The organism is Bacillus sp. LM 4-2 (assembly GCF_000978495.1).
GTDB classification, from domain to species: Bacteria; Bacillota; Bacilli; order Bacillales; family Bacillaceae; genus Bacillus; species Bacillus subtilis.
This window is the reverse complement of the sequence record NZ_CP011101.1, coordinates 2427086-2448187: the sequence shown is the minus strand read 5'-3', so window position 1 is coordinate 2448187 and position 21102 is coordinate 2427086. Positions and strand designations below refer to the sequence as shown.

22 protein-coding genes are annotated in these 21102 nt (G+C 41.9%); 15 read left to right on the top strand and 7 right to left on the bottom strand.

Going from position 1 to position 21102, the window contains the following annotated elements:
* Positions 1–24 precede the first annotated feature (24 nt).
* From bslm_RS12145 to bslm_RS12120, 6 genes are all read left to right on the top strand, one after another.
* Positions 25–519 carry a YaiI/YqxD family protein gene (locus bslm_RS12145; protein ID WP_003230065.1) on the top strand — a complete coding sequence of 165 codons (495 nt, stop codon included), beginning with the start codon at positions 25–27 and terminating at the stop codon, positions 517–519.
* 33 nt (positions 520–552) lie between these two features.
* Positions 553–2364 (top strand): DNA primase, encoded by a 1812-nt coding sequence (dnaG, locus tag bslm_RS12140; RefSeq protein WP_046381192.1) that lies wholly within the window; start codon positions 553–555, stop codon positions 2362–2364.
* Positions 2365–2562: 198 nt separating this feature from the next.
* On the top strand, positions 2563–3678 hold the full coding sequence (gene rpoD / locus bslm_RS12135) for an RNA polymerase sigma factor RpoD (RefSeq protein WP_003226225.1): 1116 nt from the start codon (positions 2563–2565) through the stop codon (positions 3676–3678).
* Between the two features lie 329 nt (positions 3679–4007).
* Positions 4008–4370: a cytochrome c550 gene (cccA, locus tag bslm_RS12130; protein WP_003230068.1), complete on the top strand. Its 363-nt coding sequence runs from the start codon at positions 4008–4010 to the stop codon at positions 4368–4370.
* Between the two features lie 256 nt (positions 4371–4626).
* Complete coding sequence (gene trmK, locus bslm_RS12125; protein ID WP_046381191.1) at positions 4627–5277, top strand: tRNA (adenine(22)-N(1))-methyltransferase TrmK; 651 nt, start codon at positions 4627–4629, stop codon at positions 5275–5277.
* Positions 5270–6391, top strand: a complete 1122-nt coding sequence (locus tag bslm_RS12120) for a Nif3-like dinuclear metal center hexameric protein (RefSeq protein ID WP_046381190.1) — start codon at positions 5270–5272, stop codon at positions 6389–6391. Before trmK ends, bslm_RS12120 begins: the two co-directional genes overlap by 8 nt.
* A gap of 22 nt (positions 6392–6413) precedes the next feature.
* On the opposite strand, the gene bslm_RS12115 is transcribed toward bslm_RS12120, so the two are convergent.
* Together bslm_RS12115 and vrrA are read right to left on the bottom strand one after the other, a co-directional pair.
* Positions 6414–7358: a 4-hydroxy-3-methylbut-2-enyl diphosphate reductase gene (locus bslm_RS12115; protein WP_014477361.1), complete on the bottom strand. Its 945-nt coding sequence runs from the start codon at positions 7356–7358 to the stop codon at positions 6414–6416.
* A gap of 122 nt (positions 7359–7480) precedes the next feature.
* Positions 7481–8215, bottom strand: coding sequence for a VrrA/YqfQ family protein (vrrA, locus tag bslm_RS12110; protein ID WP_046381189.1), 735 nt, complete (start codon positions 8213–8215; stop codon positions 7481–7483).
* A gap of 168 nt (positions 8216–8383) precedes the next feature.
* On the opposite strand from vrrA, the gene cshB reads away from it, so the two are divergent.
* Both cshB and bslm_RS12100 read left to right on the top strand, forming a co-directional pair.
* A complete protein-coding gene (cshB, locus tag bslm_RS12105; protein ID WP_046381188.1) occupies positions 8384–9700 on the top strand; it encodes a DEAD-box ATP-dependent RNA helicase CshB in 1317 nt (438 codons plus the stop codon).
* A 9-nt stretch (positions 9701–9709) separates the two neighbouring features.
* Positions 9710–10603, top strand: coding sequence for a deoxyribonuclease IV (locus bslm_RS12100; protein ID WP_046381187.1), 894 nt, complete (start codon positions 9710–9712; stop codon positions 10601–10603).
* Positions 10604–10629: 26 nt separating this feature from the next.
* Here bslm_RS12100 and bslm_RS12095 read toward each other — a convergent pair whose 3' ends face one another.
* The gene (locus bslm_RS12095; protein WP_046381186.1) at positions 10630–10884 is read right to left on the bottom strand and encodes a DUF2624 domain-containing protein; all 255 of its coding nucleotides are present in this window, start codon (positions 10882–10884) and stop codon (positions 10630–10632) included.
* Between the two features lie 115 nt (positions 10885–10999).
* Between bslm_RS12095 and bslm_RS12090 the strand changes: the two genes are divergently transcribed.
* Both bslm_RS12090 and zur read left to right on the top strand, forming a co-directional pair.
* Positions 11000–11881 (top strand): YitT family protein, encoded by an 882-nt coding sequence (locus bslm_RS12090; RefSeq protein ID WP_003230077.1) that lies wholly within the window; start codon positions 11000–11002, stop codon positions 11879–11881.
* Between the two features lie 137 nt (positions 11882–12018).
* Positions 12019–12456, top strand: a complete 438-nt coding sequence (gene zur / locus bslm_RS12085) for a zinc uptake transcriptional repressor Zur (RefSeq protein ID WP_004398578.1) — start codon at positions 12019–12021, stop codon at positions 12454–12456.
* A gap of 42 nt (positions 12457–12498) precedes the next feature.
* On the opposite strand, the gene bslm_RS12080 is transcribed toward zur, so the two are convergent.
* A complete protein-coding gene (locus tag bslm_RS12080) occupies positions 12499–13080 on the bottom strand; it encodes a nucleotidase (protein ID WP_003246215.1) in 582 nt (193 codons plus the stop codon).
* A gap of 132 nt (positions 13081–13212) precedes the next feature.
* Here bslm_RS12080 and bslm_RS12075 point away from each other — a divergent pair, with 132 nt between their 5' ends.
* A complete protein-coding gene (locus bslm_RS12075) occupies positions 13213–13602 on the top strand; it encodes a DUF308 domain-containing protein (RefSeq protein ID WP_010886568.1) in 390 nt (129 codons plus the stop codon).
* A gap of 25 nt (positions 13603–13627) precedes the next feature.
* Here bslm_RS12075 and ispG read toward each other — a convergent pair whose 3' ends face one another.
* The 3 genes from ispG to bslm_RS12060 all read right to left on the bottom strand — a co-directional run bounded on the left by ispG (position 13628) and on the right by bslm_RS12060 (position 16039).
* Entirely contained in the window at positions 13628–14761 is a 1134-nt protein-coding gene (gene ispG, locus bslm_RS12070) for a flavodoxin-dependent (E)-4-hydroxy-3-methylbut-2-enyl-diphosphate synthase (RefSeq protein WP_010886567.1), read from the bottom strand.
* A gap of 122 nt (positions 14762–14883) precedes the next feature.
* Entirely contained in the window at positions 14884–15183 is a 300-nt protein-coding gene (locus bslm_RS12065; protein ID WP_003230087.1) for a LysM peptidoglycan-binding domain-containing protein, read from the bottom strand.
* A 94-nt stretch (positions 15184–15277) separates the two neighbouring features.
* Positions 15278–16039: a DUF1189 domain-containing protein gene (locus bslm_RS12060; protein WP_015384107.1), complete on the bottom strand. Its 762-nt coding sequence runs from the start codon at positions 16037–16039 to the stop codon at positions 15278–15280.
* 109 nt (positions 16040–16148) lie between these two features.
* On the opposite strand from bslm_RS12060, the gene bslm_RS12055 reads away from it, so the two are divergent.
* The 4 genes from bslm_RS12055 (at position 16149) to pbpA (ending at position 21081) form a co-directional block, all read left to right on the top strand.
* On the top strand, positions 16149–16631 hold the full coding sequence (locus tag bslm_RS12055) for a DUF456 domain-containing protein (protein WP_004398518.1): 483 nt from the start codon (positions 16149–16151) through the stop codon (positions 16629–16631).
* Between the two features lie 178 nt (positions 16632–16809).
* Positions 16810–17418 carry a superoxide dismutase SodA gene (gene sodA / locus bslm_RS12050; protein WP_004398583.1) on the top strand — a complete coding sequence of 203 codons (609 nt, stop codon included), beginning with the start codon at positions 16810–16812 and terminating at the stop codon, positions 17416–17418.
* A gap of 106 nt (positions 17419–17524) precedes the next feature.
* Positions 17525–18817, top strand: coding sequence for an MFS transporter (locus bslm_RS12045; RefSeq protein ID WP_003230095.1), 1293 nt, complete (start codon positions 17525–17527; stop codon positions 18815–18817).
* Between the two features lie 113 nt (positions 18818–18930).
* Positions 18931–21081: a penicillin-binding protein 2A gene (gene pbpA / locus bslm_RS12040; protein WP_046381185.1), complete on the top strand. Its 2151-nt coding sequence runs from the start codon at positions 18931–18933 to the stop codon at positions 21079–21081.
* The last annotated feature ends 21 nt before the right edge of the window (positions 21082–21102 follow it).

Below are 21102 nucleotides of genomic sequence, written 5' to 3'. Positions count from 1 at the left end.
TGCTTGCTTTTATGCAGGAGTTTAATGGAGGGATGGAGAATTACTCTTCTTAATGAACAAGAAAAGACGATTTTTGTCGATGCTGATGCTTGTCCGGTAAAAGATGAAATTTTACAAACAGCATCCGAGTATGAAGTTCAAGTTCTTTTTGTCGCTTCATTTGAACATTATCAGCTTTCCAGAAGCAATGAAGAAAAATGGAAGTATGTTGATCCTCATAAAGAAGCTGCTGATTTATATATCGCAAATCACGTGAAACCGGGAGATATTGTTGTGACGCAGGACATCGGATTAGCATCTCTGCTGTTGAACAGAAATGTCTCTGTTATGTCGGAAAGAGGTCGTCTTTACAAGGAAGACACGATTGATTTTGCCCTAGAGGGCCGTCATTTTTCCGGCAAACAAAGAAGAAAAGGCGTATATGCCAAAGGGCCTAAAAAATTGAATAAAGAAGATCGAGAACGATTTATTACACTGCTGCAAAAAATCCTGTCGAACGATGAAGGGATTTTGCACTAAAGCATCGAATAATGTACGACGGAGTGTTATAAGATGGGAAATCGGATACCAGATGAAATTGTGGATCAGGTGCAAAAGTCGGCAGATATCGTTGAAGTCATAGGTGATTATGTTCAATTAAAGAAGCAAGGCCGAAACTACTTTGGACTCTGTCCTTTTCATGGAGAAAGCACACCTTCGTTTTCCGTATCGCCCGACAAACAGATTTTTCATTGCTTTGGCTGCGGAGCGGGCGGCAATGTTTTCTCTTTTTTAAGGCAGATGGAAGGCTATTCTTTTGCCGAGTCGGTTTCTCACCTTGCTGACAAATACCAAATTGATTTTCCAGATGATATAACAGTCCATTCCGGAGCCCGGCCAGAGTCTTCTGGAGAACAAAAAATGGCTGAGGCACATGAGCTCCTGAAGAAATTTTACCATCATTTGTTAATGAATACAAAAGAAGGTCAAGAGGCACTGGATTATCTGCTTTCTAGGGGCTTTACGAAAGAGCTGATTGATGAATTTCAGATTGGCTATGCTCTTGATTCTTGGGACTTTATTACGAAATTCCTTGTAAAGAGGGGATTTAGTGAGGCACAAATGGAAAAAGCGGGTCTCCTGATCAGACGCGAAGACGGAAGCGGATATTTCGACCGCTTCAGAAACCGTGTCATGTTTCCGATCCATGATCATCACGGGGCTGTTGTTGCTTTCTCAGGCAGGGCTCTTGGCAGCCAGCAGCCTAAGTATATGAACAGTCCTGAAACCCCGCTCTTTCATAAAAGTAAACTGCTTTACAATTTTTATAAGGCCCGCCTTCATATCAGAAAGCAGGAAAGAGCAGTCTTATTTGAAGGGTTTGCTGATGTCATATCGGCCGTAAGCTCGGGTGTAAAAGAAAGCATAGCCACGATGGGAACGTCTCTTACAGATGATCATGTCAAGATCCTGAGAAGAAACGTCGAAGAAATCATTCTTTGCTATGACTCTGATAAAGCCGGTTATGAAGCCACCTTAAAAGCTTCGGAGCTTCTGCAAAAAAAAGGCTGCAAAGTCAGAGTTGCAATGATTCCTGACGGATTGGACCCTGATGATTACATCAAAAAATTCGGCGGGGAAAAATTTAAAAACGACATTATTGATGCCAGTGTCACCGTAATGGCGTTCAAAATGCAATATTTCCGAAAAGGAAAGAACCTGTCCGATGAAGGCGACCGACTAGCTTACATTAAAGACGTACTGAAAGAAATCAGCACGCTTTCAGGGTCTCTAGAGCAGGAAGTCTATGTAAAGCAGCTTGCTTCAGAGTTTTCGCTTTCACAGGAGTCTTTAACTGAGCAGCTGTCTGTTTTCAGCAAGCAAAACAAACCTGCTGACAATAGTGGTGAAACAAAAACGCGGCGAGCGCATCTGACGACAAAAGCAAGGCAAAAACGTTTGCGTCCGGCGTATGAAAATGCAGAAAGGCTGTTACTCGCTCACATGCTTCGAGATCGGAGCGTCATCAAAAAAGTGATTGACCGGGTAGGGTTTCAATTTAATATTGATGAGCACCGGGCATTAGCCGCCTATCTTTATGCTTTTTATGAAGAGGGAGCCGAGCTGACGCCTCAGCATCTGATGGCCAGGGTGACGGATGATCATATAAGTCAGCTCTTGTCTGATATATTAATGCTTCAGGTTAATCAAGAGCTTAGCGAAGCCGAGTTATCAGATTATGTAAAAAAAGTGTTGAATCAAAGAAATTGGTCAATGATAAAAGAAAAAGAGGCGGAAAGAGCCGAAGCCGAAAGGCAAAAAGATTTTTTAAGAGCTGCTTCTCTGGCTCAAGAAATCGTTACATTGAACCGATCTTTAAAATAACTGGAGAACTGATGAGGAGCATTTATTGGCAATGATTCCTTGCGGAGGAGCAAATAGATCGCTTAACCTCATCATGAATTGTCATTTCATTATTCGCACATTGTTAAAGGCAGTTCACATAGAAAACGCCTGAATGGACCGAATAAGAATTATACCGCTTATAGAATTCGTTGCAAGCTTTGGAAGGAGGGATCCATAATGGCTGATAAACAAACCCACGAGACAGAATTAACATTCGACCAAGTAAAAGAGCAATTAACAGAGTCTGGTAAAAAACGTGGCGTTTTGACATATGAAGAAATTGCTGAGCGTATGTCCAGCTTTGAAATTGAATCAGACCAAATGGATGAGTATTATGAATTTTTAGGTGAACAAGGTGTTGAATTAATTAGTGAGAATGAAGAAACAGAAGATCCTAATATTCAGCAGCTTGCCAAAGCCGAAGAAGAATTTGACCTTAATGACCTAAGTGTACCGCCTGGCGTTAAAATCAATGACCCAGTTCGTATGTATTTAAAGGAAATCGGTCGGGTTAACCTTCTTTCTGCAAAAGAAGAAATCGCCTACGCTCAAAAGATTGAAGAAGGTGACGAAGAATCTAAACGCAGATTGGCTGAAGCGAACCTGCGGCTTGTTGTCAGTATCGCAAAACGGTATGTCGGACGCGGTATGCTGTTCCTTGATCTGATCCAGGAAGGAAACATGGGCCTGATGAAAGCCGTTGAAAAATTTGATTATCGCAAAGGTTATAAATTCAGTACGTATGCTACGTGGTGGATCAGACAGGCGATTACACGCGCCATTGCCGATCAGGCGAGAACGATCCGGATTCCCGTTCATATGGTTGAAACCATTAATAAATTAATCCGTGTGCAGCGTCAATTACTGCAAGACTTAGGCAGAGAACCAACACCTGAAGAAATTGCGGAAGATATGGATTTAACGCCTGAAAAAGTACGCGAAATCTTAAAGATTGCTCAAGAGCCGGTATCTCTGGAAACACCGATCGGTGAAGAGGATGACTCGCACCTTGGTGATTTCATTGAAGACCAAGAAGCAACTTCACCTTCTGACCACGCCGCATACGAGCTATTGAAAGAGCAGCTGGAAGATGTGCTTGATACGTTAACTGATCGTGAAGAAAATGTATTGCGTCTTCGATTCGGTCTTGATGACGGCCGTACAAGAACATTAGAAGAGGTCGGCAAAGTATTTGGAGTAACGAGAGAGCGTATTCGACAAATCGAAGCCAAAGCGTTGCGGAAACTAAGACATCCTAGCAGAAGTAAACGTTTGAAAGATTTCCTTGAATAAGATGGAACGGGTCTTGAAGATCCGTTCTTCTTTTTTTTAAAAAGATATATGGATAATATGCCTTTATTTTACTGAAAAATGATGTCATTTGCAAATGAACATTGTGGTGAAAAATTTCAAAATCTAATTCCATATTTTCTATTGTAAGCGTATACAATACATTATACAATAGAATAAAAAGGATATTAGAGATTTAGGCATGTTTCAATTCAATTTTGTATAAAGTGTGAATAAAAAACTTTTGTATAGCAATCCATTTACTTTTTGTAAAAATAAGTTAGAATTAGAAGTGTTTACATAGGGGGAAGGATCAAAAAGGGGGAAGGGAAATGAAATGGAACCCGCTTATTCCATTTTTGCTGATCGCTGTTTTAGGAATTGGTCTAACTTTCTTTTTATCAGTAAAAGGACTTGATGACTCTCGGGAGATTGCAAGCGGAGGAGAAAGCAAATCTGCTGAAAAGAAAGATGCAAACGCTTCACCAGAAGAAATTTACAAGGCAAACTGCATCGCATGCCACGGTGAAAATTATGAAGGTGTTTCGGGTCCGAGCTTAAAAGGTGTAGGGGATAAGAAAGATGTCGCTGAAATTAAAACAAAGATCGAAAAAGGCGGTAATGGAATGCCTTCCGGTCTTGTTCCGGCCGATAAGCTGGATGATATGGCAGAGTGGGTGTCAAAAATTAAATAAAAGAACTATTTTTCTCTTTATACATTCACAGGCCGCCGAGATGTTCTCGACAGCCTTTTATTTTTGACTGCCGCGTGCAGACCCGCATCAAAAGAAATAATTTCAAAATCATTTGCTTCAGCTTGGATTCCGGGCTGATTTTTTATATGATAGTAAAGGAAAAAATGATTGAGAAAAGTTGTGATGACAAGTGAACGAATTAAAATTATCTAAACGATTGCAAACAGTAGCGGAGTACATACCGAATGGAGCGGTGATGGCCGATATCGGCTCTGACCACGCCTACCTTCCTTGTTTTGCGGTGCTGAATCATAAAGCCAGCGGGGCGATTGCCGGAGAAATAACAGACGGCCCATTTTTGTCTGCAAAGCGGCAGGTTGAAAAATCAGGCTTAAACTCGCACATTTCTGTAAGGCAGGGAGACGGACTGGAAGTGATTAAAAAAGGTGAAGCTGATGCCTTTACGATTGCCGGAATGGGCGGGGCTTTGATCGCTCACATTTTAGAAGCGGGCAAAGACAAATTAACGGGGAAGGAACGGCTCATTTTACAGCCGAATATTCATGCTGTTCATATCAGGGAGTGGCTTTATAAAGAAGGATATGCGCTGATAGATGAGGTAATCCTTGAAGAGGACGGAAAGTGCTATGAGGTGCTGGTGGCAGAAGCGGGAGACAGGGATGCGGCTTATGACGGTATTTCTTTATCAGCCGGGATGCTCGTCGGCCCTTTCTTGGCAAAAGAAAAAAATGCTGTCTTTTTGAAAAAGTGGACACAAGAGCTTCAGCACACTCAAAGCATTTATGAACAGATCAGCCAAGCGGCGGATACAGAGCAAAACAAACAAAAATTAAAGGAGCTCGCCGATCGAATGGAGCTGTTAAAGGAGGTAATCGATCATGGCTAAAAGTGTAAATGGGCAGCAGATCATCCAGCTGTTTGAACAATTTTCCCCGAAAGCCTATGCGGTTGAAGGAGATAAAATCGGCCTGCAAATCGGCACTTTAAACAAACCAATTAAAAATGTGATGGTTACACTTGATGTGTTAGAGAGCGTTATCGATGAAGCGATTGAAAAAGAGGTTGACTTGATTATTGCACACCATCCTCCTATTTTCCGGCCGCTAAAGCATATTTCAACAGATCAGCCTGCCGGAAGGTTAATTGAAAAGTGTTTGAAGCATGATATTGCTGTTTATGCAGCTCATACAAATTTAGACGTTGCGGTCGGCGGTGTGAATGATTTGCTTGCTGAAGCATTAGAGCTGAGTGAGACGGAAGTGCTGGTACCTACTTATACGGATCCTCTGAAAAAGCTGGCAGTATACGTGCCGAAGGAATATGAAGAGCAGGTCAGAGCCGCGCTCGGAAATGCGGGGGCTGGCCATATCGGTGAATACAGCCATTGCGCGTTTTCATCTGAAGGAATCGGCAGCTTTAAGCCATTGGACGGAGCTAAGCCTTTTATCGGTGAAGTGGGAGAGCTTGAGCTTGTTCATGAAGTAAGGCTTGAGACTGTATTTCCTAAAAGCGTCGAAAAGGCTGTTATCAATGCAATGATAAAAAGCCATCCATATGAAGAAGTTGCTTACGATATCTATCCTGTTGAACAGACTCCTGCCGAAAAAGGACTCGGCCGTGTCGGAACCCTTAAAAATGAGATGACGCTCAAGGAATTCGCTTTATTTGTGAAAGACAAGCTTGACGTCAATGGTGTCAGAATGGTGGGGGATGCTGACAGCATGGTGAAAAAGGTAGCTGTTCTTGGGGGAGATGGAAACAAGTATATTCATCATGCAAAACGAAAGGGAGCCGATGTTTACGTCACAGGGGATTTATACTTCCATGTGGCCCATGATGCGATGATGCTTGGCCTAAATGTGGTTGATCCGGGCCATTACGCGGAAAAAATCATGAAAGAAGGCGTCACGAGAAAACTGACATCAATGTGTAACGATAAAAAGTTTGACGTGAATATCTTTGTTTCTGAAACAGATACAAATCCATTTACATTTCTATAAAAAAACTGAGGCTTTTACAGCCTCAGTTTTTTGCTTTTACTTTTGGAAGTATTTTTTTGAGCGGTATATTATGTTCAGTTGTCCAAGTTGATGGATCTTCGTGATCAAACTGCTCTAAAAAGCGAATGACTTCTTTTGTGATCGGCGTCGGTGTTGAAGCTCCCGCTGTAACTGCAACGGTATTAACGCCTTTCAGCCATTCGAGCTTCAATTCGCTTAAGTCGCCGATCCGGTATGCTTTTGTCCCGGCTATTTCCTCTGACACTTGAGCAAGCCTATTTGAATTGTTGCTTTTCGGGTCTCCGACAACAATTGTTAAGTCCGCTTTTTTTGCCTGCTCTGATACAGCTTCCTGCCGTACTTGAGTAGCGAGGCAAATCTCTTGGTGATATTCGACATGAGGATATTTTTCTTTGACAAGCTCCATAATGTCGTGAACATCCCATTGAGACATTGTTGTTTGATTCGTCACGATTAACTTCTCGGCTTGGATATCAAGGTTCTTTACATCTTCTTCTGTTTCAACTAAGTGAACGATCTCCGGCGCTACGCCAACGGCTCCCTCAGGCTCTGGATGCCCTTTTTTGCCGATATAGATCACGTGATATCCTTTTTCTTTCATCTCTAAGATTAGATTATGAGTTTTCGTCACATCCGGACATGTAGCATCAATTGCGACTAACCCTTTTTCTTCTGCGATTCTTCTGACTTCGGGAGAAACACCGTGCGCAGTGAAAATGACAGTTCCTTTGTCAACCTGCTTTAAGATGTCCAGACGGTTAGAGCCGTCCAATGTAAAAATCCCTTCCTCTTCAAACGCATCAGTGACGTGTTTATTATGAACAATCATCCCGAGTATATAGATGGGTCTTGGCAAGCTTTTATCTAGTGACGCATTTTTGGCAATGACCATAGCATCAACAACACCATAGCAATAGCCGCGCGGTGAAATTTTAATTACGTCCATTTTCGGTTGTCCTCCAATACTGAAGTGAGTAAAGGCAATATAAAAAGCCGTAATCAAACGGCTCTATTCTTGCATTCTTCTGATCTCATTATAGCCAATCTCACTTCAGATATCAAAGAATGTTAAATATATAATCTCGGTTTTGAACTGCCTGATGTTCTTTTCGGAGCAGGAGAGGCAGCTTCCTTTTTCTTCGGGGCAGATGTTTTTGATTCTTGTTCTTTATTGTCAGTTGTTTTAGATTTCTTTGGGAGAGAAGAACTTTTTGGTTTTGATTTTTTGTTCCCATCTGAGGTTTTTGTTTCAGTCTCTTTTTCTTTTTCTGATGATTCTTCTGAAACGGATTGTTTTTCACTTTCCTCATTGGTCTCTGTCTCAGTATCATCACTTTTACTTAATTGGCTGTACAGCTTCATCATTGCTGGCAGATTGCGGACTAATGGGCCGTACTGCTGGATCATAGGGGTGACTTGCTGCGCCATGCCGAGTACTTTTTGCACATTTCCAAGCATACTGGATAATGATGCAGGATTGGCGATATTTTGAATGCCTTGCAGGCCAGCACCTCCGCTCGCTGCGGCACCTGCTCCTGGAACTCCGGCGCTGCCAGCGCCTCCTCCGCCGGGTAGGAATCTTGACAGCATTCCTTTTAAGCCTCCGCCTGCACCTGCACCATTTCTCGCTCCGGCATTTGCCTGAGGAAGAAATTGTCCGGCTTGCTGAAAACCTTGCTGCTGTGCTCCAAATGAAGGTCCTCGCATATTAGGCGGTCTTCTGCCCATCATTCGCTGATTTGGCATGGGGCGGGGCGGTCCGGGCTGTGGGTAATTTCTCATTGGCTGCTGCGGTGAAAACATACTTGTACCTCCTTTCAGCTCTCTCTGCTATTAGAATATGCATGGGCTGCGGTATTTGCTTTACATAACTGAATAAAACAAACGCCTTGCAAACGTGGTGTTTTTAAGCAAAATCGGGTATAATGTGATGATGGACACATAATGTGCCGCTTTAAGGAGCTGGGAAAAATGAAAGAAACGAAATTTGAACTTTATGAATTGAAACCATTTATTATAGATGCAGTACATCGCCTTGGTTTTTACGAACCGACTGATATCCAGAAAAGGCTGATTCCTGCAGTGTTAAAAAAAGAAAGCGTCATCGGCCAGTCTCAGACGGGTACTGGAAAGACTCACGCTTATTTACTGCCTTTATTAAACAAAATCGATCCTGCTAAGGATGTCGTTCAGGTAGTCATTACGGCTCCGACAAGAGAGCTAGCCAACCAGATATATCAGGAAGCGCTTAAAATCACGCAGGGTGAGGAAGGCAGTCAGATTCGCTCGAAATGTTTTATCGGAGGCACTGATAAACAAAAATCAATTGATAAATTGAAAATACAGCCGCATCTTGTTGTCGGTACACCCGGACGGATTGCTGACTTAATCAAAGAACAGGCGTTAAGTGTTCATAAAGCGGAATCTCTTGTTATTGATGAAGCGGATTTAATGCTGGACATGGGATTCCTTGCAGATGTAGATTACATCGGTTCCCGCATGCCTGAAAATCTGCAAATGCTTGTGTTCTCAGCGACCATACCGGAAAAGCTGAAACCATTTTTGAAGAAATACATGGAAAATCCGAAATACGCCCATGTGGAGCCAAAACAGGTGACTGCTGCGAAAATCGAGCATATCCTCATTCCTTCGAAACATCGTGACAAGGACAAGCTCCTTTTTGACATCATGTCGCATCTGAATCCATACCTGGGGATTGTGTTTGCCAACACGAAAAATACGGCTGACCATATTGCCCAGTATCTGACTGGCAAAGGCATGAAAATTGGCTTGCTGCACGGCGGATTAACACCACGTGAGCGGAAAAAAGTCATGAAGCAGATCAATGATTTGGAATTCACATATGTCATTGCAACTGACCTTGCCGCAAGAGGTATTGATATTAAAGGTGTCAGCCATGTTATCAACTATGAGCTGCCGGATGATCTCGATTTCTATGTTCACCGTGTGGGCAGAACGGCTCGTGCCGGCTCATCAGGACAAGCGATGACCATTTATGAGCTTACTGATGAGGATGCATTAGTAAGACTTGAAAAAATGGGCATCGAATTTGATTACTTAGAGCTTGACAAGGGCGAATGGAAAAAAGGCGATGACCGTCAGCGCCGCAAAAAGCGTAAAAAAACGCCGAATGAAGCGGATGAAATTGCTCATCGTCTCGTGAAAAAGCCGAAGAAGGTTAAGCCTGGGTATAAAAAGAAAATGAGCTATGAGATGGAGAAAATCAAGAAAAAACAGAGAAGAAACCAATCTAAGAAAAGAAAGTAGGGGAACCTGTTGTTGAGAATAGGCTCACACGTCTCTATGAGCGGAAAACATATGCTTCTGGCTGCAAGCCAGGAAGCAGTCTCTTATGGGGCGAATACGTTTATGATCTATACAGGCGCACCGCAAAATACGCGCCGAAAGAAAATTGAAGACTTAAATATAGAAGCAGGCCGGGCACATATGCAAGAAAATGGCATTGACGAGATTGTCGTACACGCGCCTTATATTATTAATATTGGCAACACGACAAATCCGTCCACTTTTGAGCTGGGTGTTGATTTTCTTCGTTCAGAAATTGAACGGACAGCGGCCATCGGAGCGAGGCAAATTGTCCTTCATCCTGGCGCTCACGTAGGGGCAGGAGCTGAAGCCGGCATCAAAAAAATTATTGAAGGCTTAAATGAAGTGATTGATCCGAATCAAAATGTCCAGATTGCATTAGAAACAATGGCTGGAAAAGGATCAGAATGCGGCAGAAGCTTTGAGGAGCTTGCGCAGATTATCGAAGGCGTTACACACAATGAGCAGCTGTCAGTGTGCTTTGACACGTGCCATACACATGATGCCGGGTATAACATTGTCGAAGACTTTGACGGAGTGCTAAATGAGTTCGATAAAATCATTGGCATTGACCGTATTAAAGTGCTTCATATCAATGACAGCAAAAATGTCAAAGGTGCGAGAAAAGACCGCCATGAAAATATTGGCTTTGGTGAAATAGGTTTTGACGCACTGCAATATGTTGTTCACCATGAGCAGTTAAAAGACATTCCAAAAATTCTTGAAACACCATACGTCGGTGAAGATAAAAAGAACAAAAAACCGCCATACCGTTTTGAGATTGAAATGCTGAAAGAAAAACAATTTGATGATACATTGCTCGAAAAGATTTTACAGCAATAAAAAATGGGGGATAACACCCCCATTTTTTAGCTTGTAAATTGTTTGAATAGTTCATTAACTGTTTGAGCTGTTTCTTTCGATGTAATCATCTCTACTTGTTTCAGCAGCCGCATTCGTTCACTCTCATTAAAGATGTTTACATTTTTCCCGTACAACAGGTTCGCAACTTCAACGGCCTGCGATCTTGTTAAGCTGATTCCGTATTGTTTTGAGTACTTCAGCAAATCATCAGCAGTAGCCTGATTAAGCCGCTGCAAAATAATTCTTTGAAATAAAATCATCGGTCATTCCACCTCCAGACTTAATGTATGGGCAAATCAGTAAAATGTGTCAGTGATTAATGGTAAAATAGATTTATAATGTATTTAAAATAGTTATTGCAGGAAAGGAGATTTTATGACCCCAACAAAACAACATAAGAAAGAAACATTTACCCATTTTATTTTCAGGGTCTTTATGATTCTGGTAGGAGCTGCATCTGCGGCTGTAAGTATTGAATTATTTTTAATCCCCAATGATTTTATTGATGGCGGGATTATTGGTGTATCACTTATTTTAGACCACCTCTTTATGTCAAACCCCTTTCTGAATTTCGCTTTTTTCGTTGTCATATTAAATATTCCTTTTATGATCTTCGGATATAAATATATCGGTAAGACCTTTCTAGTCTCTACGTTTATAGGGATTGTCGGGCTTGCCGTTATTGAATCCTCACTTCACCATGTAGAAGCCATTACAACCCAGCCTATTTTGGCTACTGTGTTCGGAGGTCTTTTACTCGGCTTTGGCGTCGGGCTTGTTATTCGAAACGGAGGTTCAATGGATGGTACAGAAATTCTCGGTATTTTGCTGACCAAAAAACTCCCGTTTTCAGTAGGTGAGTTCGTTATGTTCATCAATGTGTTCATTTTCATTTGGGCAGTTTTTGTGTTCGGTCCTGAGCAAGCGATGTACTCATTCATGACTTATTATATTGCGATGAAAACGATTGATGCCGTGATCCAAGGGCTTGATGAAACAAAAGCTGTCATTATTGTGTCTGAGCAGTATGATGAGATTTCCGACGCGATTTTGCACCGTCTTGGTCGGGGCACAACGAAGCTGAAGGGGAAAGGCGGGTATACGGACGAAGAAAAAGACGTAATTTACGCGGTTGTCACAAGGCTGGAAGTGACAAAGCTCAAATCGATCGTGTTTGAAGTTGATCAAAATGCATTCATAACAATTATGAATACTCATGAAACGAGAGGCGGAAAATTCAAAAACGCAATCCACTAGGCTTTCATTTACTTTTATTCATTTTATGGGTATAATTTTATCTGCAGTAAAGAAAATGGCTTGCTGGACAGACAGCTGCCATTTTCTTTTTCATACATGTAATACGTTCTTAAGCAAAGCGAAAAGGGGGACCCTTCATGAACGTACAAGAAGCGCTGAACCTACTAAAAGAAAACGGATATAAATATACAAACAAACGGGAGGATATGCTGCAGCTTTTTGCTGATTCAGACAGATATCTTACCGCTAAAAACGTACTGTCTGCACTGAATGATGATTATCCAGGCTTAAGCTTTGATACAATCTACAGAAATCTTTCTTTATATGAAGAACTTGGGATTTTGGAAACAACTGAGCTGTCCGGTGAAAAGCTCTTCCGATTTAAGTGTTCATTCACCCATCACCACCATCATTTTATTTGTCTTGCCTGCGGCAAAACAAAGGAAATTGAATCATGTCCGATGGACAAGCTTTGTGATGATTTGGATGGCTATCAGGTCAGCGGGCATAAATTTGAGATTTATGGCACATGCCCTGATTGTACAGCGGAAAACCAAGAAAACACTACTGCGTAAAATGCGTATATATGAAAAAGGGGCCCGGTTTGGGCTCCTTTTTCAGTTATTGACACGTATTAAGTGATGCTTATTGTTGTTCATCCATTGAACGGCTTCTAGCCAGTTGTTTACTCTGATGATGTTTGAATCAATCGGAAGCTGATTATAAGGGGAATTGAACAAAATCACCGGTATCCCGGCTTCTTTCGCAATCATCATGGCGTTACCGTGATGATCCTCAAAAAACAGGTCGATGTTATGATTCTTGACCGCTTCAACTTTGTGATGACCGCCAACGAGTTCGATGTGGTCATAATGAATGTTTTGTCTGTCAAACCATTCATAGGTAATATCAGTTAAATGAGTCCGTCTCGCTGTAATATAAATAAGCTTGTGCTCCTCTTTGAGAAGATCAAGTGACTGTTTCGCATGCTGTGCAAGCAATGCTTCCTTATATATGATCGCTTCATTTTGATTCATCCAATCCCAAAATTCTTCCTGGGTAATGTTTAACAGCTTTGTTAAATCATAATCCGTCATATCGTTTAATGAAATGGAAAGATTAAACGAACGGTTCAAATAAGGGACGAATGTATCCTGAGCCGTGATTGTGCCGTCAATATCTATTCCTAAGCGTAACATGCCCACACTCCTTCAGTTTCATCCCTACAAGTGTAACATAAACAATTGACATTAACAGAAAAGTTTAGCAAACATGAATCAGGCAAAATGGATCAAACTATAAAAGCTCCTTTAATAAAACAGAAGGGGGAATTGAAGGTGGCAAACGATTACGAAAAGCGTGATAACAACAGTTACTATGTTGATCATGGATCTGAAGGGACAAATATTACCCGCGACAATGACGGTTTTTTTGAGGAAACAGCTGCTGAAATCGCAGAGCCTTATCGTGCTGCTGACCGCAGCAATGACCAAGACAATGATCGCAGCGGCGGCAATGTCAATGAAGGACGGGGAATAGGATATATCGCTTTAGCCTTGTCCATCATTTCATTGTTTGTACTGCCTGTTTTATTGGGAGCTGCTGGTATTATTGTCGGCTATATCGCAAGAAGAAGAGGTGCACAAGGCCTTGGAGCCTGGGCAATGGGTATCGGTGTCGTTTCATTAGTGCTTGGAATATTTATTATTCCATTTTTCTAACACAAAAAAGCTTGACGGGTTCCCGTCAAGCTTTTTGTGTTTCTTCTTTTAATTTTGCTTTTTCAGCTTCAAGTTTTGCGTAGTGTTCCTCAGCAAGAATGTCAATTTCTTTTTTGAGTTCTTCTACCATCGTTTCCTCTGGAACCTTACGGACAATTTTCCCTTTCCGGAACAGCAGCCCTTCACCGCGTGCGCCGGCGATTCCGATATCAGCTTCTCTCGCTTCACCAGGTCCGTTTACAGCGCAGCCGAGAACAGCAACTTTAATCGGCGCTTTTATCTTAGAAATATACTCTTCCACTTCATTGGCAATGCTGATTAGATCAATCTCAATACGGCCGCAAGTCGGACATGAGATGAGCGTGGCAGCATTGGAGGCTAAGCCGAAAGATTTCAGAAGCTCCCTTGCTACTTTTACCTCTTCTACAGGGTCTGCGCTTAGTGAAATGCGCATGGTGTTCCCGATGCCTTTGCTTAAAATGGCGCCGAGTCCTGCTGCGCTCTTTACTGTGCCGGCAAACAGCGTTCCTGACTCGGTGATCCCGAGGTGAAGCGGGTAGTCAAACGCTTTCGCCGCTTTTTCATAAGCCTCGATTGCAAGGTTCACGTCAGAGGCCTTCATGCTGACAATAATATCGTGAAAATCAAGATCCTCAAGAATTTTAATGTGATGAAGTGCGCTTTCTACCATTCCATCGGCAGTCGGATAACCGTATTTTTCTAAAATGCGTTTTTCCAATGAACCGGCGTTTACTCCGATTCTGATCGGAATGCCTTTGTCTTTGGCTGCTTTAACAACCGCTTCAACTTTTTCGCGCCGGCCGATGTTGCCGGGGTTGATTCGGATTTTATCTGCGCCGCCTTCAATGGCTTTCAACGCAAGTTTATAATCGAAATGTATGTCAACAACGAGAGGAATGGAAATGCGCTTTTTAATATCCGCAATGGCGTTTGCTGCCCGTTCATCAGGACATGCTACCCGAACGATTTGGCATCCGGCTTCAGCCAAACGGTTAATTTCCGCAACCGTTGCTTCTACATCATGTGTTTTTGTTGTTGTCATGCTTTGGATGACAACTTCATTGTTGCCGCCTATTGTTAAAGGTCCCACTTTGACGGGACGCGTTTTTGTACGATGTGTGATTTCACTCACTTGCAATCGCTCCTTAATTGTAGTTGCCGCTTCTAGATATAACAATTCTAGTATGGTTTATGTGAATTTATTTTACAAATTACATTGTAACAGTGTCTTCGCCGAACTGACAAGAAATTAACGTTAAATTAAGGGTAGACCGGGAATTTATACGCTGTTCCCGCTTGAATGGCATTGGCTTTCACATTTGGATTCAGTGCTTCAAAATCCTTTACAATGTCATCCGGAGAACCTGCTGATCCGACTATCGACATAACCGTATCACCCGGCTTTACCTTCACCGTTTTATAAGCCGGTTCTTGTACAGCCGTTTTTGCTGATGCTTCATAGACAGGGAGGTCCTGAATGGGTATGGTTCCAATTTTAAGGTCATAAAAAAGAATAAAAAGTATAAAAACAATGCTGCATACTAAGGTGAGACGCTTCATCGCTTTTCCTCCCGCATACGAAATTTTATACCATAGTATGCTTGTCCATTTCGATTCATGACAAAAGAAAAGAGACTGCGAATGCAGCCTCGGTTTATACAGCAGCTTTTTTGGACGGAATCTCTTTTAAAACGAGAAACAGGATGACAAAATTGACAAACCAGTTCAGCAAAAATTCACTTGGTACGGTTGCTTCTAATGCCCGCATGATTGTAAAGAATACAGTTGAAAGGGTGATGGAATAAGCAGAAAGCTTCCAGAGCTGATGATAGGATAAATGTTTTTTCTGCGAATTCTTAATGATTAACCCGATAAGCGCTAAAAACGATACTTCAATAAATTTTCCCGCTGCTGTTACGAGAAAAATAAGAGCTGAGAGAACAGTTACAATCATCGCTTTATTTTGGTTTAACCCTGCAATGACATCTTTTTTCTGTAACTCTGATGGCATCATTGAGTAAGACATTTCTTGGGCTTGTCCGTCAATGGCCAAAACAAATTTGTTCTGAAGGATGCCGATCGCGTTTTGCTTTGCTTCAATTTGTTCAGTGCCATAGGAGTCTGTCGGATCGAACACGATAACGAAACCATTTGCTTGAGATTCCGTGGCTTTTTTCTCATCCGTTTGAAGTTTGCCGTTTGAAATTGTGAAATCAGGGAAATCTTTGTTTAAAACAGTTTTAAAGCCGTTCATTGATTTTACGGTCCCTGTACTTACATAATAAGCGGTAGGGATTGCAAATAGGACAGAGAGCAAAAATACATAAAGAATCGCTTTTCCGATTCCTTGAAATCTTGTTTTTGCAATATCACGGGGAGAGTATGTACTTTTAATGAAAAGCTGAAACACATTCACTATCTTCACTTCCTAGCTAAACTAATATATGTTGCTTATTGTATCGTTGCATGCGTGTGAATACAAGGAAGACATGAAGAAGACAGAGTAAAATGGGAGGATGGAAGCTATGGATATGTTGTATTGGCTGTTGATTGCAGCGGTTTTTATCATTGCCTTTATCGGGCTGGTGTATCCTGTTATTCCGAGCGTAGTATTTATTGTTGCCGGATTTGTATTGTACGGATTTTTATTTTCATTCAGTCCGTATTCTTATATGTTCTGGCTTGTTGAGGCAGTTTTTGCCGCAGTATTATTCGCAGCAGATTACGTGTCGAATCTGCTTGGAGTAAAAAGGTTCGGAGGAAGCAAAGCTGCCATATGGGGAAGCACGATCGGTTTATTAATCGGGCCTTTTGTCATTCCGGTTGCAGGGATCATATTGGGGCCGTTTATCGGGGCTGTTTGCGCAGAACTTATCGTTCATCAGAAGGACTTAAAGTCAGCGTTTAAAATTGGCCTCGGCTCACTCATTGGTTTTTTAACAGGGGTTATTGCAAAGGGGATCATACAGCTTTTGATGATCGGATACTTTTTATGGACGGTCCTATAAGAAATGCTGGCGGCAGGTTTAATGGGGCAGATTATCGGTTAAAGTGAAATATGTCCGCTGAGATGAGCCAAATCGTGAGCTTTTTCATTGATTACAAAGCATTCTTTTGTTACATTGAATGAAGAAAGGCTCGCTGTGAAGCGGCATTTCAGTACATATATACTAAGGAGGAATTATCATGGCTTACGAACTTCCAGAATTACCTTATGCGTACGATGCTTTAGAACCGCATATCGACAAGGAAACTATGACTATTCACCATACGAAACACCACAACACATACGTGACAAATTTAAACAAAGCGGTTGAAGGAAACACTGCTCTTGCCAACAAATCAGTTGAAGAGCTTGTTGCAGATCTTGATTCTGTTCCTGAAAACATCCGCACTGCAGTCCGCAACAACGGCGGCGGACACGCGAACCACAAATTATTCTGGACACTTTTATCTCCAAACGGCGGAGGCGAACCGACTGGCGCGCTTGCTGAAGAGATCAACAGTGTATTTGGAAGCTTTGACAAATTCAAAGAGCAATTCGCAGCAGCAGCAGCTGGACGCTTCGGTTCTGGCTGGGCATGGCTTGTTGTGAACAACGGGAAACTTGAAATCACAAGCACGCCAAATCAAGATTCTCCGCTTTCAGAAGGCAAAACGCCTATCTTAGGTCTTGACGTTTGGGAGCATGCTTACTACCTTAACTATCAAAACCGCCGTCCTGATTACATTTCAGCTTTCTGGAATGTTGTAAACTGGGACGAAGTGGCTCGTCTATACAGCGAAGCAAAATAATGGCACAAACAAGGTCCTCATTATGGGACCTTGTTTTTTTATGTCTTCTTTTTACATATCTCGGTTTGAGTGAGACAGACTAAGGGATAGTAAAGGGGAGTCAGTAATGAGCAAACTAAAAAAAGTGATAGGCGATGTAGACGTAAACAAAGGGTTACTCTTTCTGCTGACCATTGGCGGGCTTTACTCGCTGGGAATTGCACTGTCCAATACATTTGTTAATGTGTATCTTTGGAAGCAGTCAGGGAAATTTATTGATTTGGCGATATATAATTTATCCATTGTGACAATGCAGCCGATAACCTTTTATTTGGCTGGACGGTTAGCCAAAAAAATAGACAGGGTATTCATTTTAAGGTTCGGCGTCATTTTTTTAGCTGCCTTTTATTTAAGTGTGCTTTTAGCCGGAGAAACGGCGGCCAGCCGTCTCGTGCTAATCGGCGCGGTGCTCGGAGTTGGCTATGGCTTTTATTGGCTAGCGTTTAACGTGCTGACCTTTGAAATAACAGAGCCGGATACACGAGACTTTTTCAACGGGTTTATGGGCATTCTGTCTTCCTCTGCAGGAATGATCGGTCCGATTGTAGCCGGATTCGTGATCTCAAGGCTTGAAAATAATACGGGTTATACAGTGATTTTCAGTCTCTCCCTCAGTTTATTTGCCCTGGCTGTCGTGATGAGCTTTTTCTTAAAACGGAGAGAATCAAAGGGCCGTTTTATGCTGAGCAAAGTATTTGGAGAGCGCCATAGCAATATGAATTGGCGGAGAATCACGAATGCGCATTTTTTTCAGGGTTTGAGAGAAGGGATTTTTGTCTTTTTAATCAGTGTGTTTGTATTTATTGAGACAAACAGCGAACTTGCTCTCGGTACATTCGGTCTTGTCAATTCAGCTGTTTCCTTCTTTGCCTACTACTTTGCATCCAGGCTGATTAAGAAAAAGGCGAGAAAAAAATCGATTTTGCTGGGCGGACTTATTTTGTATGGCGCGCTGTTTTTGATTCTGTTCCATATGAGCTTTTCGACATTATTAACGTATGGCGTTTTTATTGCCATCGGCTATCCTCTGTTGCTTGTGCCATATGTATCACTTACATATGATGTGATAGGGCGCGCGAGGCATGCCAGAAAAGCAAGAATTGAATATATCGTGCTTAGAGAAATGTTCTTGAACGCTGGCAGAATTGTTTCCATTTTGTGCTTTCTCCTGATTGTGGCCCTTCTGAAAGAGGATGTGGGAATTCCTTTGTCACTTGCGATATTGGGTATAGGACATCCTTTGATTTATTACTTTGTCAAGGATATCCGTTTTAAGGAGAAAGAAGGGGAAAATGAAACCATGGAAGAAGACGGCCAAAAACGGGTAACAGAACCGACCCTGTTAAAAGGCGAGAGATAATTTTTTTGCCAAAAAGGGGTTATCTGTAGAAAAAAGTCGAAAAAACCTTTAAAATGAAAACTGGCACTCTTACTTGAGTGTCTTTTCTTTCTGTAAATAGAAAAGGTGATGTTATGAGGAGAAATAAACCAAAAAAGCAAAATCATAAAGAGAAAAAGAAGTCGCTTCCGATCCGGCTGAATATTTTATTTTTAGCTGCCTTTGTTATATTTACCTGGATTATTGTGGAACTGGGCATCAAGCAGATCGTGCAAGGCGATGATTACAAAAACCAAGCGAATAAGCAGGAACAAAGTGAAGTCAGCTCAGCGGTACCACGCGGGAAAATTTATGATCGAAACTTTAATGCCATTGTGACAAATAAGGCTTTAAATGCAATCACATACACGAGATCTAAATCGACCACGCAAGAACAGCGCTTAAAGATCGCAAAAAAGCTGTCTGACATGATCAAAGTCGATACAAAAAAAGTAACAGAACGGGATAAAAAAGATTATTGGATTTTGACTAGACCGAAAGAAGCGAAAAAGCTCATTAGCTCTAAAGAAAGACAGCAGGTTGAAGACAAAAAAATATCCGATGACGATTTATACCAGCTTCAGCTAAAACAGATTACTGATAAGCAGTTGAATGAATTGACGGATAAAGATATGCAGATCCTCGCTATCAAAAGACAGATGGATTCGGGCTATGCATTGACCCCTCAATATATCAAAAACGAAGATGTATCAGCGAAGGAAATGGCAGTGGTAAGTGAACATTTAGACGAACTGCCAGGTGTTGATGTCACGTCCGATTGGGAACGTGAATATCCGTATAAAAACCTTCTTCGCTCAGTGCTCGGAAGTGTTTCCAGCTCTGATGAAGGATTGCCGTCCAACTTGCTTGAGCATTATCTGTCGCTTGGCTACAGCCGAAATGACAGGGTCGGAAAAAGTTATCTGGAATACCAATATGAAAGCCTTCTGCAGGGCCAAAAAGCCAAAGTCGAAAATATCACAGATTCAAACGGCAATGTCACGGGAACAAAAACGGTATCTGAAGGCAAAGCCGGTAAGGATCTCGTGCTTACGATTGACATTGATTTGCAAAAAGAAGTGGAAAAAATCATTGAGAAGAACCTCAAATCTGCTAAAGCAAGACCAAGCACGCAATTGTTAGACCGGGCATTCGTTGTTATGATGGACCCAAGAAACGGTGAAGTGCTTACAATGGCGGGCAAGCAGATTAAACAAGAAAATGGGAAATATAAAATTGATGATTACGCTTTAGGTACAATGACGTCATCTTACGCCATGGGTTCAGCAGTCAAAGGCGCAACAGTCTTGACAGGCCTTCAAACCGGAGCTATCAATCTGAATACTGTTTTTCAAGATGAACCTTTATATATTGGTCAGGATAAACGCGGTAAAAAGTCATGGACTAACTTAGGACCGGTCAATATTCAAAGAGCCTTAGAGCAGTCTTCTAACGTATTTATGTTTAAAACAGCGATCGCGCTCGGAAAAGGTGAATATAAACCGCACCAAGCTTTACCGATTGATACGACGGCCTTTGATACGTTCCGTAATTATTTCAGCCAATTTGGATTAGGTGTCAAAACTGGAATTGATCTTCCGAATGAAATGACAGGCTATAAAGGAACAGACAGATTGACGGGATTCTTGCTTGACTATGCAATCGGCCAATACGACACATATACACCGCTGGAACTGGCGCAATACGTATCAACGATTGCAAACGGCGGGTATCGCTTAAAACCTCAGCTTGTGAAAGAAGTCAGGGATCCTAATCCTGAAAAAGGAATCGGTGCTGTCGTACAATCCGTTCAGCCGGAAGTGCTGAATAAAATCGACATGAAGAGTGAATATATTAAAGAGGTTCAGGCCGGATTCAGACGGGTGATGACAAAAGGGACAGCTGCCAGCCAATTTGCTTCAGCGTCATATCAGCCTGCCGGTAAAACAGGAACAGCACAATCGTTCTATGATGGACCTGATAAATCAAAAACAGGAACATCGACTTATAATACGACACTTGTTGCCTATGCACCGGCTGATAATCCTGAGATTGCGATCTCTGTAGTAGTCCCTTGGGCTTATATTGATTACAGCGCTAAATATACCATTACAAACGAAATCGGCAGGGAAGTAATGGATAAATATTTTGAGCTGAAATCGAAGCAGGACAAAGAAGATACTCAGCAAAAGAATAAAGACAAAATTGAAGAAAATGCAGAAAACACAACGTCTTCTGATAACTAAAAAGAAACGCTCACATGATGT

Coding starts and splice junctions, on each gene's coding strand:
- bslm_RS12145 (WP_003230065.1), top strand. CDS start 25: ATGGAGGGATGGAGAATTACTCTTCTTAATGAACAAGAAAAGACGATT.
- dnaG (WP_046381192.1), top strand. CDS start 553: ATGGGAAATCGGATACCAGATGAAATTGTGGATCAGGTGCAAAAGTCG.
- rpoD (WP_003226225.1), top strand. CDS start 2,563: ATGGCTGATAAACAAACCCACGAGACAGAATTAACATTCGACCAAGTA.
- cccA (WP_003230068.1), top strand. CDS start 4,008: ATGAAATGGAACCCGCTTATTCCATTTTTGCTGATCGCTGTTTTAGGA.
- trmK (WP_046381191.1), top strand. CDS start 4,627: ATGGCCGATATCGGCTCTGACCACGCCTACCTTCCTTGTTTTGCGGTG.
- bslm_RS12120 (WP_046381190.1), top strand. CDS start 5,270: ATGGCTAAAAGTGTAAATGGGCAGCAGATCATCCAGCTGTTTGAACAA.
- bslm_RS12115 (WP_014477361.1), bottom strand. CDS start 7,358: ATGGACGTAATTAAAATTTCACCGCGCGGCTATTGCTATGGTGTTGTT.
- vrrA (WP_046381189.1), bottom strand. CDS start 8,215: ATGTTTTCACCGCAGCAGCCAATGAGAAATTACCCACAGCCCGGACCG.
- cshB (WP_046381188.1), top strand. CDS start 8,384: ATGAAAGAAACGAAATTTGAACTTTATGAATTGAAACCATTTATTATA.
- bslm_RS12095 (WP_046381186.1), bottom strand. CDS start 10,884: ATGATTTTATTTCAAAGAATTATTTTGCAGCGGCTTAATCAGGCTACT.
- bslm_RS12090 (WP_003230077.1), top strand. CDS start 11,000: ATGACCCCAACAAAACAACATAAGAAAGAAACATTTACCCATTTTATT.
- zur (WP_004398578.1), top strand. CDS start 12,019: ATGAACGTACAAGAAGCGCTGAACCTACTAAAAGAAAACGGATATAAA.
- bslm_RS12080 (WP_003246215.1), bottom strand. CDS start 13,080: ATGTTACGCTTAGGAATAGATATTGACGGCACAATCACGGCTCAGGAT.
- bslm_RS12065 (WP_003230087.1), bottom strand. CDS start 15,183: ATGAAGCGTCTCACCTTAGTATGCAGCATTGTTTTTATACTTTTTATT.
- bslm_RS12055 (WP_004398518.1), top strand. CDS start 16,149: ATGGATATGTTGTATTGGCTGTTGATTGCAGCGGTTTTTATCATTGCC.
- sodA (WP_004398583.1), top strand. CDS start 16,810: ATGGCTTACGAACTTCCAGAATTACCTTATGCGTACGATGCTTTAGAA.
- bslm_RS12045 (WP_003230095.1), top strand. CDS start 17,525: ATGAGCAAACTAAAAAAAGTGATAGGCGATGTAGACGTAAACAAAGGG.
- pbpA (WP_046381185.1), top strand. CDS start 18,931: ATGAGGAGAAATAAACCAAAAAAGCAAAATCATAAAGAGAAAAAGAAG.